The sequence below is a fragment of the Psychrobacter sp. JCM 18901 genome (genome assembly GCF_000586435.1).
GTDB lineage: Bacteria > Pseudomonadota > Gammaproteobacteria > Pseudomonadales > Moraxellaceae > Psychrobacter.
The window spans coordinates 28,354-45,856 of record NZ_BAWH01000008.1 but is presented as its reverse complement, the minus strand read 5'-3'; the positions used below and the strand labels follow the sequence as shown (position 1 = coordinate 45,856).

Genomic DNA, 17,503 nt, shown 5'->3' with positions numbered 1-17,503 from the left:
TATATTGGACAATTTTGAGGGTAGTAATATGGCAAAAGCTAAGACCGATATGTTGTTAGATTTTGTTTACGATGGTGTAAACCGACGCGGGCAGAAGGTAAAGGGCGAAACTACTAGCCGTAGTTTAGAGCTGGCAAAAGCCACCCTACGCAAACAAGGTATTACGGTTAAAGGGATTAAGAAAAAGCCAAAACCACTTTATACCTTCAAAAAAGCTATTAAAGCCATTGATATTGCTATTTTTGCTCGGCAGTTGGCAACAATGATGAAAGCAGGTGTACCGTTGACCCAGTCATTTGAGATTGTCGCCGACTCGCTCGATAATCCAAGTATGAAAGACTTAGTATTGAAAATAAAAGCAGATATTGAAGCAGGTGGCACCTTTGCCTCTTCTTTGCGCAAACATCCTCGTTACTTTGATGATTTATTCTGCTCTCTCGTCGAATCGGGCGAACAATCCGGTGCACTTGAGACGATGCTTGAACGAGTCGCTACTTATAAAGAAAAAAAGTGAGCTACTAAAAGCAAAAATTAAAAAAAGCAATGAAGTACCCTATTGCCGTTATCGTGGTTGCTATCATTGTCACCATGATTCTATTGATAAAAGTAGTACCTGTGTTCTCTGACTTATTTGAATCATTTGGCGCAGAGCTGCCTGCCTTTACACAGATGGTAGTTAGCATGTCTGAATGGATGCAAGCATGGTGGTTCATCTTAATTATTGCTATCGGTGGTGCAATTATCGGTTTTTCAGAAGCTAAAAAAACGATCTAAAAAAATTTCGTGACTTTTTAGACCGTGCTGTCTTAAAAGCTCCCATATTTGGCAACATCGCCTATCAAGCGATTATTGCACGTTTCTCTCGTACACTATCTACAACTTTTGCGGCGGGTGTTCCACTTATCGATGCCCTAGACTCTACTGCTGGTGCGACCAATAATGTCGTATTTTATAATGCCACTCAGCAAATTAAGAATGATGTATCCACTGGTCAGCAATTACAGTTTTCCATACGCTCGACCAACTTGTTTCCGAGTCTAGTCATTCAAATGGTTGGCATTGGCGAAGAGTCTGGTAGCTTAGAAGAAATGCTAGATAAAGTTGCTGTCTACTACGAAAACGAAGTTGATAATGCGGTTGATGGATTGACCAGCTTGATGGAGCCGTTAATTATGGCAGTGTTAGGTGTGTTAGTTGGTGGCCTAGTCATCGCAATGTACTTGCCAATTTTCCAAATGGGCTCAGTAGTAGGATAATGATTTGATGCAGTTTATACAGTTACTACAAGAAAACATCACCCTAGCTTTATTCGTGTTTGGCCTATTAGGTCTTTGCGTTGGTAGTTTTTTTAAATGTTGTGATTCATCGCATACCGCTGATGATGGTGTATGGTTGGAGACAGGAGTGTAGCCAGTTTATGTCTGAACAGGCAGATATGCCACGCGAGCATACGCTACCCATAGCAAATATTGTCGCTACTGACCAACCGATTACTTTAAGTCGACCTGCATCGCGCTGTCCTCATTGCGCACATAAAATTAAGTGGTATGAAAATATTCCTTTAGTAAGCTGGCTATTACTACGTGGACGCTGTTCAAGCTGCAAAGCATCTATTGGTCTGCGTTATCCTCTCGTTGAGCTAGTCACTGCCTTCCTGTCTGTGTTAGTAATATATAAGTTTGGGGTAAATACTACAGGTTTGTTCGCATTGGTTTTAGTATGGACACTAGTGGCGTTAACAGGTATCGACTTTGACACACAGCTACTACCTGATCGTCTAACTTTTCCTTTGGCAGGCTTAGGATTGGCGGTGAATTCACAAAGTTGGTTTGTCACACCAACACAGTCGATATGGGGATTACTACTTGGGTTTTTATCGCTATGGATAGTAGTCAAGGTGTTTTACTTAATAACTAAAAAAACATGGAATGGGTCAAGGGGATTTTAAACTACTAGCAGTATTAGGTGCTTGGCTCGGACCTATGATGTTACCCTTAATCATCCTACTATCGTCTTTACTTGGCTCTATCGTTGGGCTGATCTTGATGAAAAAACAAGGTGAAAGTCGACCTTTTGCTTTTGGGCCTTATATCGCTATAGCAGGTATTGTTGCCTTATTATACGGCTCAGATATCGTTAGCTGGTATCTTGGTATGTATGTCTAATAGCTGACAGCGCACACTAGATTATTATAGTAAATATCATTGTAGTAAATTTTCGGTAGTGACTTATAAATAAAGCCTTAAAAGGCCAATTATGAGTTTAAAGCTGCATCCATTGTTCTATCTTTCAGATAAGCCATTATTATGTCAAAAAAATATATCGCACTCTTATTCACACCAACCACAAACCACGCAACCAAAAAAATAAGAAGCTCGTGGTTGGTTTGACGGGTGGTATCGGTAGCGGTAAATCTGCCGCTAGTGCTTGGTTTGCTGAGCAAGGCATCGATATTATTGATGCAGACGTGATCGCCCATGAGACTGTCGCTAAAGGTAGCGCCACTCTGCAGAAAATCCAGAAAAAAATTTGGTGATTGGATACTGACGGATGATGGTGTTATGGATAGGGCTGCTGTACGTACACACGTATTCGCAAATCCTGAAGCGCTGATTGAGCTTGAGGCTATCACTCATCCAGCAATACGTGAGACAGCAAAAGCACAGCTAGATGCTAGTACTTCACCGTATATAATCTTGTCTGCGCCTCTACTTATAGAGGCGGCAGAGGCAGGACTGGCCAATTTATGTCAACGTATTTTAGTCATGGATGCGACCGAAGACACGCAGCTTGCACGTGCCAGTCAGCGTGATGATCAAAGCATACAAAAAAAATTAAGGCCATTATGACCAATCAGCTGAGTCGTGAAGAGCGTAATCGTCATGCAGACAATGTCATACTCAATGAAAGCGACCTTGCCTCTCTATATCTACAGTTAGAACCCTTGCACCAAGAGTATCTTACGCTTGCCCAGCAGCTAAAGTTCGCTGGCGATTAACCTCGTACAATGCCATGCCAGTAGCAACACTCACGTTTAGGCTCTGTAGATTACCATGCTCGTTTCCTGACATTGGAATATAAACCAGCTCATCGCAGCTCTCCATTGTCAGGCGGCGCATCCCCTCTCCTTCTGAACCCATAATAATAGCGGTCTTGCCAGTTAGGTCAGCGGCATGTATTGGCTTAGCCTCTTCACTAAGTGCCGTACCAAATACGAAAACGCCTGCATTTTTGATTTGCGATAATGTACGAGCTAAGTTCGTCACGCTGACGATCGGCATCATCTCTGCTGCGCCAACTGATACTTTAGCGACTGTTGGCGTTAGGCTCGCTGCATGGTGTTTTGGACAAACCACTGCATCCACACCCATAGCTACTGCGGTACGTAGCAAGCGCCAAAGTTATGTGCATCAGTAATTTGATCTAGTACCAATAATAAGCACTGTTCACGACCAATAATAGTATCAAGCAAACCTTCATCCGCAAAACCTAACGGACGAGCATTAAGTACCACGCCTTGATGCTGCGGACTGCCACATAATTGCGTTAGCTTGTCTTTTTGGGTTGGTTGAATGCTAATGCCGTTTGCTTCCGCTTCGGCCATGATAGCTTGTACATGACTGTCACTCTCACGCCCTTGCTGCACAAACAAGCTAAGACCATCAAGAGGACGATGTTCAAGTAACGCATCAACGGCATGAATGCCGTAAAAATAAATGGGTTTTGCCATAATAGGCCTACTAAATATAAAGTGGATATCGCACTAGGCGACGGGATAAAAGAGGATAACGTCGGCTTTAAATGTCATAGCTCATTGATGATGAGAGAACAGTAAACCAAACGTCAAAAAAAGAAATAAACAATACCAATCCGATATTGTTTATTTTCTCGAAACACTAACGTGTGATAGAACAGGCGCTAGAATGAAAGCTCAAGCGCCCTATTAATAGTATCAGCCTTCTAGATGACAGACATATTGAACAATTTCTTCAGTACGTAGGTTAAAACCGCTATTGCCTTCAACGACAAATGATTGACCTGCACGGTAGTAGCTGAATTCATCATCACCATTGATCTTCACTTCACACTCACCACTGGTGATTTCGATACGCTCAGAGGTATTAGTGCTAAAGTGATAATGCTCAACCAAGTTGTCACAAGGTAAGATCACGCCTAGCGTTTTATGGCGACCATCCTCAAACATAATGGTATGGCTTGAGCAGCGACCATCATAAGATACTGTCGCTTGGGCATTAACTGTTACGTTAGTAAATTGCGCCGCTGTCATAGTGGCTTCCTTATCAAATAATTATGGCAAAACTAAAGAATAAGTAACGGGTTAAAGTACTGACAGAGTTGTACTGGGCTTTAAATACGCGACCAGTAAGCAAACACGCCTGCTTTAGGCACCTTATCCCTCTATAGTAGATATCTGCGCGCTAAAGGTAGCCACAGGTTCTATGAAAACGCTTTTGAATAATGATCGAGTGGCATATTTTTCACCACTATACGCCTACAATTTTACAAAATTATGACTCGTTATTAGGTTGCATAGCGCATCAAACTCATAAGAAGAGTTTATCATTATGTGAGATTATGCTACCACATTATATCTATAAAGTTTGTTAAAGCGGCTAGGAAAATGCTATTTGATGGAAAGTATCCACTCACTCATTTAATATTCATTTGGTATTTTTCTAGGCGGATGCTAGACCATCATTTTAGGTATCTTTTTATCATTATCAGTCAAAATACTTCTTCTCATACTATGCTTATCTTTGGATATCCAATGACCCTAATGATTAATGTCATAGGTATTATGTCGATGATTTATTGTCAGTTTTTAATAGTTTTATGGTAATCTCCCAATAATAAATTCTGTTATACCTCGTCTTAAAGTTTGTATTTACGCACATTTAACACCATACTATTTGCCTACAATATTTATCTAATTAGCAAGTTTAAATAGATATTTTCAATTCCTTATTTACCCTATTTATAGATGGCTTCCTAAGATTTATATGATGTCCATTGTCTGTCCTGAGAGGCGTTGATGCTAGTATCGTTAACTTTACATCAGTTTGCGTTGATTGCTCAGCATGAGCTGAGCGTGGCTGAAGGTTTTAATGTCATCACTGGTGAAACAGGTGCTGGCAAGTCGTTATTGCTAGATGCACTATCACTATGTGTCGGTGAGCGAGCAGACAGTGCAATGGTCAGGCATGGCGCTGCGCATGCAGATATCTACGCTCAATTTGATGTAGAAAATAACAGCGTCGTCGCTGACTGGTTTGCCAAAAATGATCGACCGCTAGAAGAGCCTGAAGTACTTATTCGTCGACAATTAAGCAATACTGGCCGCTCAAAAGCATGGCTAAATGGTTCACCGGTTAGCTTAGCGGAGCTAAAGAGTTTAGGCACTTTATTGGTCAATATACATAGCCAACATGCTCAGCAAGCATTGCTCAAGCCGCAATTTGTGGTGCAATGGCTTGATGAGATGGCCCAGATAACACCGCTAGCCATCCAAACTGCCAGTAGCTATCAAGCCTATCAGCAGCTAAAACGTCGCGCAGATGACATCGCGAGCCGCGAAGCCCAGCGTCAAGATCGTATTCAGTTGTTGCAGAGCCAATTAGCAGATATTGCGCCATTATTGGCTGTGGACTACGCCGAAGTTGAATCTGAACACGAAGAGCTCTCCAACATTGAAGCCTTAATGCAAGAGGCTAGTCATGGTCTGCATTTGCTCGACAATGATACTGACGAGCCAGATGTCATGACCTTGCTCGGACAAGCGATTAAACTCTGTGACAATCAAGTAAGTGTCAGTCAAACGTTTGAACAAGCTTCTGAACAGCTCCATCTAGCACAGCAGCAAATCACTGAAGTGACTGCCCTGCTATCAGATTATGCCGAACAGCAGCTACCTGATCCTGAACGCTTACAGACATTAGACAATTTAATCAGCTTAGGACATCGTCTGTCACGTAAGCATAGCTTGCCAGCGAGTGATTTAATTGATGAAGCAAAAGGCTGGGAAGCGCAATTAGAGCAGCTAGAGAACGAGCCAAGCAGTGATGCAATGGCAGCGCAAATTGATCAGGCTTGGCAAGACTATCTCGCTCTGGCGACACAGTTGAATAAAGAGCGCACAAAAGCTGCTCCGATAATTAGTAAGCAACTCATCAAACAGCTACAACCACTTGCGCTACCTAATGCTCGCTGTGAATTTGTTTTTACTAAGAAAGCCGAACCTAGTCAGTACAATGCCCAAGGTTGTTTCGATATTGATTTATTATTCAGCGCCAATGTCGGTATGCCAATGCAGCCTCTACACAAAATCGCCTCAGGTGGTGAACTGTCACGTATGGCGCTCGTGATGCAAGTCTTACAAGCGACCAATGCCGATAATAATGCTGCCAAGCCTATGCTGGTATTTGATGAGGTCGATGTCGGTATCAGTGGCGGTACTGCGCAAGTGGTTGGCGAACTGCTACGCTCGCTTGGGCAAACACAGCAATTACTGGCCATCACACACCAAGCGCAAGTCGCAGCGCAAGCGCATCAACATATCTTGGTACAAAAGCACCATCAAGAACAGACCGAAAGCGAGCTACTCATACTGACCAACAGTGCGCAAGTAGACGAGTTGGCGCGTATGTCTGGTGGTGTCATTATCACTGATGTCACGCGCGATCATGCCCGCAGCTTATTATCCGATGTTAAATAACGCTCTACCTGACCTATCTAACGTTAAATAACCGTTCGTTTCATCAAACGGATGGTTATCTGAGTCTGTATGATGGTCAGTAGCAATTAGTGCGAATCTTGCTTTTCTGTTGATTATCACCATATAGTAGTCTTTCACCCTTATTATTAGGTTGCATTTATTTCTATGTCTAAAACCAATTTGACCCATCATTTTTTGATTGCAGCACCAGAGCTGTCAGACCCAAGGTTTGAGCAGGCACTTATATATATTTGCCGTCATGACAAGCACGGCGCCCTAGGTCTGATGGTCAATCGTCCGCTTGAGCAATCTCGCGTAGGTAAGCTGCTAGAAGATTTAGACATTGAAGTGACCAATCCGCAGGTGATGGAAGATGTGGCATTAGAGGGCGGCCCTATGTATCCTGAGGTCGGCTTTGTGCTGCATACTGGTCAGCCGGAATGGGCGTCTTCTTTTGCTATTTCAGAGAACGTTTGCATCACAACTAGCCAAGATATTCTGAAGCGTATTGCCGCAGGGCAAGGCGTCGGTCATTATCAGCTATGCCTAGGTCATGCCAGTTGGGGCAAAAAACAGCTAGACCAAGAGCTGAGTAATGGTGATTGGTTAGTCTGCCCTGCCGATCTGAATTTATTATTTGATACACCGTTTGAAGAACGCTGGCAAATTGCAGCCGACAAAATCGGAGTCAATTTCGACTATCTTAGTAGTGACATAGGTCATGCGTAATATCATACGCTCTGCGAATTTAGATAAAGACATAAAGGACACCCGTTACTATGGTAGCTAGCACTTTTACGGCTAATAGCACAGACGCTATAGATAATGACAGTGATATTGGTCTTGATACTCTCGATAACGATAGCAATATCATTGCTGAAACTATTGAGCCAGAAGTAAAGCCGCATCTTATCTTGGCGCTAGACTACGGCGTCAAAAAAAATGGGTATGGCGCTCGGTAATACCATTACGCAGACGGCGCGTGCCTTTGACATTTTGGCAATGAATAACGGTCAGCCAGATTGGGACAACTTAATTGGTATCATCAAAGTCTGGGGCGTGGCGCAAGTCGTGGTTGGTCTACCGCTTAATATGGATGGCACTAGCTCTATGCTTTCAAAACGAGCGCACAAATTCGCTCGTCGTCTGGCCCATAGAGTAATGGAGCAACATTTGCCAGTGACCGTATCACTGTGTGATGAGCGTCTGACTTCAATCGAAGCAAGAGAAATCGCATGGGATAACGGTTGGATCAAAAACGAACGCGACCCAATCGATGATATCTCCGCTTGTATCCTAATGTCGACCTATTTTGCTGATCCTAATAGCAGTATCGCTATCGATGCAATCAAAGCAGAATAAAGCAGCCAAATAGGTAAAAGACACGTGTGCGGCTATAATGTCACTTCGATACATCGTACCTCTTAACGGATAAATGACTGATTACTATGACCACTGTCTCAGACCAACCCTCGCAACATAAGTCACAGCATGGTTTTGCTCCACTTGCTATTGCCCGTATTAAAGGCGCCCAACGTGCCAACCAAATAGCGATTTATCTCATTTATGCGGCTATTTTTGCATTTGTGGTCTTTGGCACGATTGCTAGTATCAAAGCTTTCCATGACAACCAGCTGCTTTATCAGTTATTTTACAATTTGCCCTACGCCCTGGTAGCCCTCACGATACCCATTACTATTTATGATGCATTGGTCGTTTATCGTTATCGCTTAAACCAACCGTCGATGATTGCCATGAGTATTGGCGTATCGACTATTATATTGGTTGGTGGATTAATTTTTGCCGATACTGCATGGTTGGGACTATCTTGTTGGCTAGGTGTGGCATTTTTATTTAAAGTAAGTTTTAAGCGGTTTTTTTAACTTTTTAGAAGTAGCTGATACGCCTGATGCCGACGAAGAGGCTGAAAGTACTAAAGCATAGACGATCTACAAAGTACGCCATGATAAGCACTTAAGCAAACTACTTACCCTCAAATTCACTTATTTAGCTTTACGATAATGACTATGACCACTTCGATACCAGACACGCTTATCCACCATCACTTAGATACTCAAGGCTCATTTGTCCTGAACCCGTCATGATGCTACACCGCGTCATTCGCAAAGCAGATGGCGGTGAAGTGATTGAAATATTGGCGACAGATCCGGCTACCACGCGCGATATTCCAAATTTCTGTCGTCATTTAGGTCATGAACTAGTAGGCCAAGAAACACTGGCTGAGAACGTGAGCTTAGACGCTGATCCTGATGAAATTACCATCGATAGCGATGAGGATACGCCTGCAAGCGTAACGCTATATCGCTATCTGGTTAAGAAAAAAATGGCATGATAAGTTTGGCATTATTTTAATAACTGTCTGTTATTGCTAACTTAACCCCTACCTGAGTATCATCCTATGAGCGTGATCGTGCCGTGCAACAACGACAGCCTAAAGCATTGGCGGTCGATGATGAGCCAGCTTATATGACTGAATTTCGTCAAGCCATGCTGGCGCGCGGTCTAGCGACGCGTACTCGTAATGCGTACGTCCGTGACCTGCGCTCTTGTGAGCTGACCAATCCTATCGCCCTGACACGCTGGCAGCCTAATGATGTGCTGCATTGTCTGTCGCTCCTTGCTCAAGATGGCAAAACCCCACGTACACAAGCACGCATGCTCTCAAGCTTGCGCCAGTTTTATCTATGGATGATTGCCAGTAATCTGCGTGAAGACAATCCTTGTGAACGTATCAAAAGCCCAAAACTCGGACGACCGTTACCAAAAGACTTAGCCGAGGCGGATGTCGATAATCTACTTGCCGCACCTGATACCAGCACGGCACTTGGACTGCGTGATAAAGCCATGCTAGAAGTTTTATACGCCTGCGGTCTGCGGGTGAGTGAGTTGATTAACCTCTCATTAGAGCAAGTGAATCTAAACTCAGGTTGGCTACAAATCACGGGGAAAGGGAATAAAACGCGACTGGTGCCCCTCGGCGAATATGCAGCGGATGCATTGGAAGATTATCTGTCTCATGGGCGTGGCGACTTGATTGCTCATTTAAAATCGGGCAATTGCCAAGCGGTATTTTTGACGGCGCAAGGTGGTTATATGACGCGGCAGAACTTTTGGTATCTACTTAAGAAGTACGCCAAAGTTGCCAGTATCGATAAAGAGTTATCCCCGCATACGCTACGTCACGCCTTTGCCACACATTTGCTCAATCATGGTGCAGACTTGCGTAGTGTGCAATTATTGCTAGGACATAGCGATTTATCCACCACGCAAATCTATACTCATGTTGCAACAGCGAGATTGCAGAAATTGCATGCGGAGCATCATCCACGTGGGTAGCCTTGCCATATTGTCATATGGGCAGCATTGAAATCTAATATTTATTGATGATTGTAAAAGGAATATATTGTGTCGCAAGCTCAACCGTCTGCCTTAACAAAGAGTCAAAACTCTGCACTCCGAAATCTTACTATCATGGGTTATTTAGAAGGCACTTCTTTTTTATTGTTACTTGGTATCGCGATGCCACTCAAATATATGTTCGATATTCCAGAAGCGGTAAGCTATGTCGGTCCAGTGCATGGGGTATTATTCGTTGCTTATGTCATGGTATTAATCATCACCGCGAGCAGAATAAAAATGCCGCTTTGGGCGCTACCTGCTGGTGTGCTCGGCTCGTTTTTGCCATTCGGACCATTTATATTTGATCACTTATTAAATAAGAGTTTGAGGAAATAATTTCAAGAGAAATTCACTATCAGGAACGATATATGGCTCAACGCGGCTAACTATAATGCTATTCTATTCGCCTGCTTCATCTATCGCTATACTTGGATTACGTGCCTGTATCTCCCGATAAAAACGTAACTTGTCTTTTGGTGAGATTAGTATTTCTTCATTTTTATATACTATTTTAATCCTATCCAGTGATAGTGCTGGCGCAGAACTCATACTTCGAGTCGGCGTAATATAGATGATATCTGTAATCTCAATTTTTTGAACAGAAAACCCACTATCTACTTGTAGCTGGTCATTCGTTAATATGTACTGAGTACCGAAAAAAAGGGATAAGCATTAGTGCTGCAAAAGGTATGAGAATAACCGTCATTAATATGGTTTGTATGAGGGATTTGTGAGCACCTCGCTTCCACTGCCATAATGGAACAGACACAGTAAATAAACTCAAACTCCAAAGTAACAGTGCGAGCCAGAAGTCTACTTTAGATACGAATGTAATGTCTGGCATAAATAATACTTAGCAACTATCAGGTTAAATTTGATTCTATATTAAGCGTTACCTCTTATCTAATGTCTCTAACATTTTTTTTCTTAAAAGTTTTTTGCGATATAGCAAAATGCAGTTCTAGAAATAGATAGCTGCAAACCTACCCTTTTCTCGTTACAATACTCTTATTAAAGTGCGTCATGATATACACGCTGCCTAACTGGGCTGCGCACTACCTTTTTCCTATCTATTATCCGAGAATCCCATGAACCATAGACCACCTGCTGACCTATTAAAAAAAACGCCGAACACTGGCGCGAAGATATCAATTTTCGCCAAGAAGTGCTGGGTAAGCCGTTTGATTTTGCGACCACGTGGGGTATTTTTTTCACCGCAAAAGCTCGATGACGGTAGCTTGATGCTTCTTGATTATGTGGATTTTGAGCAAGATGATGATTCGATCGATTTAGGCTGTGGTTATGGTGTACTTGGTATGACGGCAGCACGTGAATGTCCAAATGGTCAGCATACACTGATTGATAAAGACTTTATGGCAGTAGAATATGCACGCCGTAACTGTGAAAAAAATGGTCTAAACAATGTTGATGTACATTTATCAAATGGCTTTAATCATGTGGCAAAAGACAAAGACTTTAGCCTTGTGATGTCAAACTTGCCAGCCAAAGTCGGTAAAGAGCAGCATTACTTATACTTCCTCGATGCTTATGCACGCATGCGTAAAGGTGGCCGTTTTTATGTCGTCACCATCAATGGTCTGCGCCAATTTGTGAAACGCTCGTTTACCGAAGTGTTTGGTAATAGCGATAAAATCAAACAAGGTAAAACCTATACGATTACGATGGCGACCAAAGACTAGTTTTAGCTTTCCATGATTGAGTTTCGGCCATTTAAACTGAAGCTTAAATTGAAATCGACATAAAAAAGCACGCTAAATTAATTTTAGCGTGCTTTTTATTTTGTATGGCCAATTGTCTTTTTACATCTGGCGTTTTATTAGATATCCGCCTAATAGCGCGCTGCCAATAATCGGTAATAGCACCATGAGCATTGGTGAAAAGCCTGTGGCTAGCGATACAAAACCAACTAAGTCTTGTATATAGCTAAATAGTAGACCAAACAACAACGCCACGACGATACGCAAGCCTAAGCTGTGCGTCCGTAGCGAACCAAAGACAAACGAGCAAGCGACAATCACTAACGACAATATCGATAATGGTGATAGTAGCTTTTGCCAAAAGGCAACCTCATGATCTAACGAACGACTGCCCTGTTGACGCATAAACGTACGATGCTCATACAGCTGCGTCAATGACAAATCCTCTGCCTTACGCGTTAGCAGATACACAGACTCTGGGGCAAAGGGCAGACTTAGCGTATCTGATAGTGAAACGGCTTGGCTACTCTCGAAGCCCTGATTGATAGAAAGCTTAACCATATCGTCTAGCTGCCACTCGTAACGATACTGCTCGCTTGGCTTTTCACTGTTCACATCGATTGGTTCACGGCCAGTATACTTCCCACCTTCCGCATGGACAGCAGTTTGCAAGTTACCATCGTTATCCAAATGCCAGCGCTTAATTTCGCCAATATTACCTGCGACATCAGCATAATCAATATATAAAATATCGCTACCATCAGGTGACGCGCTACCATCTTCTTCACTATCAAATCGTGGCTGAATTGTCCAGTATCCGCGTACCGAGGTAACTAGCGAGGCGCTTTCTTCATCGTTAATCTGTTTTGCCAATTGATTAGAAGATGGTAAAACAAATTGATTGATAGCCAAGGCCAATAGCACAAATATCAAAGCAGGCTGCAATACCCAGCCGACGATGCGATAGATACTGACCCCAGCCGCGCGCATAACGACCAGCTCGCTTTTGTTGGCCAGTAAGCCCAACCCTATCACAGCACCCAGTAGCGCACCTGTTGGGATAAACTGCTCTAAAAAGTATGGCGAACGATAAAAGATATATTTGAGCGCCTCGCCCATGGTGTAATTATCATCTAACGAGTCAAGCTCTGATAAGTAAGAGAAAATCAGCTGCAAGGCCCATAAACCAATGACGGCAGCGATAATAGCCAATAGAGCGTTGAGTTTGACATAGCGACTGAGGACTTTTAGATTGGCAGGTTTTTTAGCCAATTGATTAGACTTGGCTGACTTAGCAAATAAAGAGCGCATTAAAACTGCCCTCCTTGTGAGCTGTTGTTCTGATTGTCTATGTCGCTAACTGAACCAGTTGCGGCAGCGGCTAGTCTATTTTCTTGTTTGCGAAAGCGCAATCGATGTTGCACACGGCTACCCCAATTCATATAAAGCGCCAATGCCATAAATCCTAAGATGAGCCATGCATACGCCCATACACTGATGCTGTCTTTGCTCACTGCATTTTTTTTAGCGAGATGATACCTAATACACAGCTGACAAATAATAAGATAGAAGGAAACAAGCGTAGCCAACGTCCTTGACGCGGACGCACTTGCGCCAGTGGTACGGCCAACATAGGCGCGATAATCATCAGCATGGTAGCGCCAAACGATAGCCAAGCTCACCTTGTGCAGCACGCATTGCACTATTCGTACCTGATGGTGAGCTACTCGTGGCAGCTTGCCACAATGGTCCAATCTTTTGCGTTTCAATATTGTCTTCGGTGATAACTTCCTGTGAAGATTCAGTCAAGGTGATGCGATAACGATCAAAAGCGACTTGATTATATTTCAGACTGCCTGCGCCAACTTCGTAACGACGTCCTTGAAACAGATCCAACTGAGTCACGCCGCTATTGCCAGTATCTACTTGCTCAGCACGCTTAGCCAACGTGATCGTGTCTTTGCTGATGTCCTTTGCACCACTATTTATAATATCTTTAGGGATATCTGAGATGCCAATCTGTTCGGCTGTTTCACTGTCAATCGTATTATTCATATCAGTAGCAGTGGCAGTAGCATTAACACTTTCAGCAGCACTACCTTTTTTTCGCAGGTTCAGATTGGATTAATATCACATCTTGCAATTTTTTTCTTATCATCGCTGAGACTACCCACATATAAATGATAATTACCGCTACTGATAAACTCGTTCGGACGGATCAAATCAAACGCACTGGTCAATGCTTGCTGCTGCCACACAGCCTCAGACGAGCGGACACCCCAAGGTTTACCAACGACAGATAGTGCCGCCTCGCCGACGAACAATGCCAATATTAATGGTGTCATCAATCGAGCAAGCTTACCTCGAGACACGCCACTAGCATTAATCACTGCCATTTCTTGATCGACATATAAGCGACCAAATACCAGCATCAAAGCGATAAAGAATGCTAACGGTAAAATGAGCTCTAAAAAAATACGGCAGGTTATACCCAATGATCGTAAACAGTAGGCTGACGTCCAAACGACCTTCAGCAGCGATGCCAAAGTAGCGTATCAAACGACCGCCGAGCATCATCACTACCAAAAACCCCAACACTAAGGCAGTGTCGAGGCAACTTGTTGTGTCATGTAGCGGCGTAATATCACAATGGGTACTCTTAAACGGTTGGTATGCGCGCGATTGATGATGAGCTTATTGAATGTTTAGGTCGTAGACGTCATATCATCAGCATGATATGGGTCATCTAAATACTCAAATAACGGTAAACGTTACTAAGCGACTGGTTAGTCATACTCAATAAACACAAGCGACAGATATAACCGCTAATGCTAGCATGTTTTGCCCAAAAATTGCTGTGAAATGTGTTTGAAAACATTACCTACACCTTGCTGAGAGCGCATTATTGACAGTAAGTAACAAATATAGCAATTATTGGATGAATAATTGCTAAAACCTTAAATTGCATCGAATTGATAGTATTTATGGCGTTAAGTTTTTGCTTTATTTATTTTGGAAAGGTTTGTTTGTCATTCGTATCATCGAACATTTATCTCTGTTATTAATTGCTAGACTGACTGATAGAAAAATATACTTATATCGTCAAACGGAGAATAATACTAATGAATAAAACGACCTCTACACCCTCCACCCTACTCGAACTCGCTGGCGGCACATTCAATGCGCTTGACTGGTCAAATTGCGCGCTTGTTCTTATCGACTATCAAAACGAATATGTCGATGGCGCTATGCCTTAGGGGATGCTGGGGCAAAAGCTATCGCCAATGCGCGCCTACTACTCGATAGAGCGCGTCAGCAAGATCTACCTATCTTCCACATTACCCATCATGGTGCAGAGAATGGCAATGTCTTTGACCCTCTATCAGCTAACGTTGAGATAGTCGAACAGTTGCAGCCGCAAGATGGCGAAACAGTAATTGCCAAAAAGCATCCGAATGCCTTTTATGATACGCAATTACAATCATTGATCTCAGCAACAGAAAAAAAGCAGATTATTTTTGCAGGTTTTATGAGTCATATGTGCGTCAGCTCAAGCGTCCGCGCCGCATTTGATTTAGGTTTCGATAGTTTTGTCTGTCACGATGCCTGTGCCACTCGCGACTTACCTAGCGCTACAAGAGATCCGATAAGCGCTGAAATCATGCATGATACTGCCATGGCCGCACTACAAGACAGATTTGCCGCGATGGTAACGACCGATGAATTGGTCAATGGCTAGTATGTTGGCATCTGTTGGCATCATCGAAAAATGATAATGTAACCGCTAAACCATAACGTAAGTTAGTACAGCATAATAATTCAAACGTATTACCTAAGGCTTGCTAACTGCGCACGATTATCGCAATATGCTACACTACTGTGATTGCTCAACAGACCAAATAATCTAATAATCTGACAGGTATAAGCAGTCATACAAATCCTGCAATTTTCATAACTCTAATAAGGATAACTATATGAATATCAAATTATCTCAGCATTTACCAAAGACCCATACACAAAAAAATCCTGAAAAAAAGAAGCCAAAAGTAAAGACGATGCTTGTCTGGTTGTATTGGTCGATGACAAGAAAAACATTCTCGCTGAATCTGTACTGACCGAATATACCACTCGTATTGAGCAGTTGATTGAAGTATCACATTTCAAGGGTACTACCTGTGAGACTGTTGCTGACTATGCGCTGGCAGGTGATAAAAAAACCACTAAGCAAAACCCTGTACAACTGCTGTTGGTCGGTGTGGGTAACACTGATAAGTTCAATAACACAGTGCTGCAAAAAATCGCCAATACTATCTATAGCAGCACACAAAAGCGTGTATCTTCTATCACTGTTGCTTTGGGTGATGCACTGGAAGAAAATCACTTTGGTCAATTTGCGCTTAATCTGTTGGCAGCGAGCTACCGCTTTGATAAATATAAATCTGAGCAAGCGAGTCCTGTATTGACTGATGTTTACCTGTTAGCTGATGAGTCACTACAGCCTGCGCTAGCATTTGCTCAGTCAGTATTTGCTGGTCAGAGCCTGACTCGCGATGTAGCAAATGAACCAGGTAACATCTGCTTCCCAGCTTATATGGCTGAACAAGCTCAAGAGCTTGCGAAAACGTATCCTGACCTATTAACCGTGAAAGTACTAGGTGAAGACGAGATGTCAGCGCTAGGTATGCATTGCTTCTTGGCCGTTGCACAAGGCTCTACTAAAGAAGGTAAGCTGGTTCTCATGGAATACCGTGGCAAATCAGAATTTAGTTCAGATGCATGCACTACCGAGCAAACCACTAGCAACGCAAAAGTAAGTGGTCTAAAGGCATTAGCCGATAAACTACCAACCAAAAAGTCAGCTAAAAATGCAAGCAAAAATAGCAATGATAATGCACAAGTGACCAATGACGACGCACCTATCGTATTAGTCGGTAAAGGCGTGACCTTTGATTCAGGCGGTATTTCAATCAAGCCAGGTGCGGCGATGGACGAGATGAAGTTTGACATGGGTGGTTCGGCGTCAGTACTTGGTACAATCAAAGCCTTATGTGAAGCACGTCTACCAATCAACGTCGTTGGTGCGCTAGCCTGTGCTGAAAACATGCCATCAGGTGATGCCACGCGTCCAGGCGATATCGTTAAAGCAATGAATGGTAAATCAGTTGAAATCTTGAACACTGATGCTGAAGGTCGCTTGGTACTAGCAGATACCTTGTGCTACGTGCAGCGTTATCAGCCAAAAGCCATTATCGATGTTGCCACCTTGACTGGCGCTTGTGTAGTTGCACTAGGCCATGTGCGTTCAGCCGTATTTAGTAATGATGAAGATGTCCTGTTTGATTTAGAAAATGCTAGCAACTTATCAGGTGACCTAATTTGGCATATGCCTTTAGATGATGAGTATCAAGCTCAGCTTGATTCACCAATTGCCGATATGCAAAACATTGGTGGTAAAGGTGCTGGTGCCGTAACTGCCGCCTGCTTCTTATCGCGTTTCATTGAAGAAGGTCAAGCATGGGCGCATTTAGACATCGCTGGTACTGCATGGAACTCAGGTAAAGACAAAGCAGCCACTGGTCGTCCTGTGCCATTGTTTATGCAATATCTAAAAAACAGCGCAGAGATGGCTTAA

The 17,503-nt window shown here is 43.0% G+C and carries 10 protein-coding genes and 8 pseudogenes; 13 read left to right on the top strand and 5 right to left on the bottom strand.

Features of this window, described 5'->3' with window-relative positions:
• The first annotated feature begins 28 nt into the window (after positions 1–28).
• The 3 pseudogenes from TT11_RS07715 (at position 29) to coaE (ending at position 2,998) form a co-directional block, all read left to right on the top strand.
• Positions 29–1,256: pseudogene (locus TT11_RS07715) on the top strand (type II secretion system F family protein).
• Between the two features lie 7 nt (positions 1,257–1,263).
• Positions 1,264–2,165: pseudogene (locus TT11_RS07710) on the top strand (A24 family peptidase).
• A gap of 212 nt (positions 2,166–2,377) precedes the next feature.
• Positions 2,378–2,998: pseudogene (gene coaE, locus TT11_RS07705) on the top strand (dephospho-CoA kinase).
• Here coaE and rlmB read toward each other — a convergent pair.
• Both rlmB and TT11_RS07695 read right to left on the bottom strand, forming a co-directional pair.
• Positions 2,961–3,730, bottom strand: a pseudogene (rlmB, locus tag TT11_RS07700) (23S rRNA (guanosine(2251)-2'-O)-methyltransferase RlmB). The pseudogenes coaE and rlmB sit on opposite strands and share 38 nt — an antisense overlap.
• A 222-nt stretch (positions 3,731–3,952) precedes the next feature.
• Positions 3,953–4,288, bottom strand: a complete 336-nt coding sequence (locus tag TT11_RS07695; protein WP_057757729.1) for a pyrimidine/purine nucleoside phosphorylase — start codon at positions 4,286–4,288, stop codon at positions 3,953–3,955.
• Positions 4,289–5,053: 765 nt separating this feature from the next.
• On the opposite strand from TT11_RS07695, the gene recN reads away from it, so the two are divergent.
• The 7 genes and pseudogenes from recN (at position 5,054) to TT11_RS07660 (ending at position 10,489) form a co-directional block, all read left to right on the top strand.
• Complete coding sequence (recN, locus tag TT11_RS07690) at positions 5,054–6,733, top strand: DNA repair protein RecN (RefSeq protein WP_261869903.1); 1,680 nt, start codon at positions 5,054–5,056, stop codon at positions 6,731–6,733.
• A 165-nt stretch (positions 6,734–6,898) separates the two neighbouring features.
• On the top strand, positions 6,899–7,462 hold the full coding sequence (locus tag TT11_RS07685; protein ID WP_101204671.1) for a YqgE/AlgH family protein: 564 nt from the start codon (positions 6,899–6,901) through the stop codon (positions 7,460–7,462).
• Positions 7,463–7,512: 50 nt separating this feature from the next.
• Positions 7,513–8,095, top strand: a pseudogene (ruvX, locus tag TT11_RS07680) (Holliday junction resolvase RuvX).
• Between the two features lie 86 nt (positions 8,096–8,181).
• Entirely contained in the window at positions 8,182–8,616 is a 435-nt protein-coding gene (locus TT11_RS07675; protein WP_261869902.1) for a hypothetical protein, read from the top strand.
• 221 nt (positions 8,617–8,837) lie between these two features.
• Positions 8,838–9,086 carry a sulfurtransferase TusA family protein gene (locus tag TT11_RS07670; protein ID WP_261869901.1) on the top strand — a complete coding sequence of 83 codons (249 nt, stop codon included), beginning with the start codon at positions 8,838–8,840 and terminating at the stop codon, positions 9,084–9,086.
• A 134-nt stretch (positions 9,087–9,220) separates the two neighbouring features.
• Positions 9,221–10,090, top strand: a complete 870-nt coding sequence (gene xerD / locus TT11_RS07665) for a site-specific tyrosine recombinase XerD (protein ID WP_261869952.1) — start codon at positions 9,221–9,223, stop codon at positions 10,088–10,090.
• 69 nt (positions 10,091–10,159) lie between these two features.
• Complete coding sequence (locus tag TT11_RS07660) at positions 10,160–10,489, top strand: DUF3817 domain-containing protein (RefSeq protein ID WP_261869900.1); 330 nt, start codon at positions 10,160–10,162, stop codon at positions 10,487–10,489.
• Between the two features lie 63 nt (positions 10,490–10,552).
• On the opposite strand, the gene TT11_RS07655 is transcribed toward TT11_RS07660, so the two are convergent.
• Entirely contained in the window at positions 10,553–10,744 is a 192-nt protein-coding gene (locus TT11_RS07655; protein WP_261869951.1) for a PH domain-containing protein, read from the bottom strand.
• A 497-nt stretch (positions 10,745–11,241) separates the two neighbouring features.
• On the opposite strand from TT11_RS07655, the pseudogene TT11_RS07650 reads away from it, so the two are divergent.
• Positions 11,242–11,853: pseudogene (locus TT11_RS07650) on the top strand (class I SAM-dependent methyltransferase).
• Between the two features lie 120 nt (positions 11,854–11,973).
• On the opposite strand, the gene lptG reads toward TT11_RS07650, so the two are convergent.
• Both lptG and lptF read right to left on the bottom strand, forming a co-directional pair.
• Positions 11,974–13,182, bottom strand: a complete 1,209-nt coding sequence (lptG, locus tag TT11_RS07645; RefSeq protein WP_261869898.1) for an LPS export ABC transporter permease LptG — start codon at positions 13,180–13,182, stop codon at positions 11,974–11,976.
• Positions 13,182–14,501, bottom strand: a pseudogene (lptF, locus tag TT11_RS07640) (LPS export ABC transporter permease LptF). The gene lptG and the pseudogene lptF overlap by 1 nt, the downstream one beginning before the upstream one ends.
• 569 nt (positions 14,502–15,070) lie before the next feature.
• On the opposite strand from lptF, the gene TT11_RS07635 reads away from it, so the two are divergent.
• Both TT11_RS07635 and TT11_RS07630 read left to right on the top strand, forming a co-directional pair.
• The gene (locus TT11_RS07635; RefSeq protein WP_261869897.1) at positions 15,071–15,610 is read left to right on the top strand and encodes a cysteine hydrolase family protein; all 540 of its coding nucleotides are present in this window, start codon (positions 15,071–15,073) and stop codon (positions 15,608–15,610) included.
• A 235-nt stretch (positions 15,611–15,845) separates the two neighbouring features.
• A pseudogene (locus tag TT11_RS07630) lies at positions 15,846–17,503 on the top strand (leucyl aminopeptidase).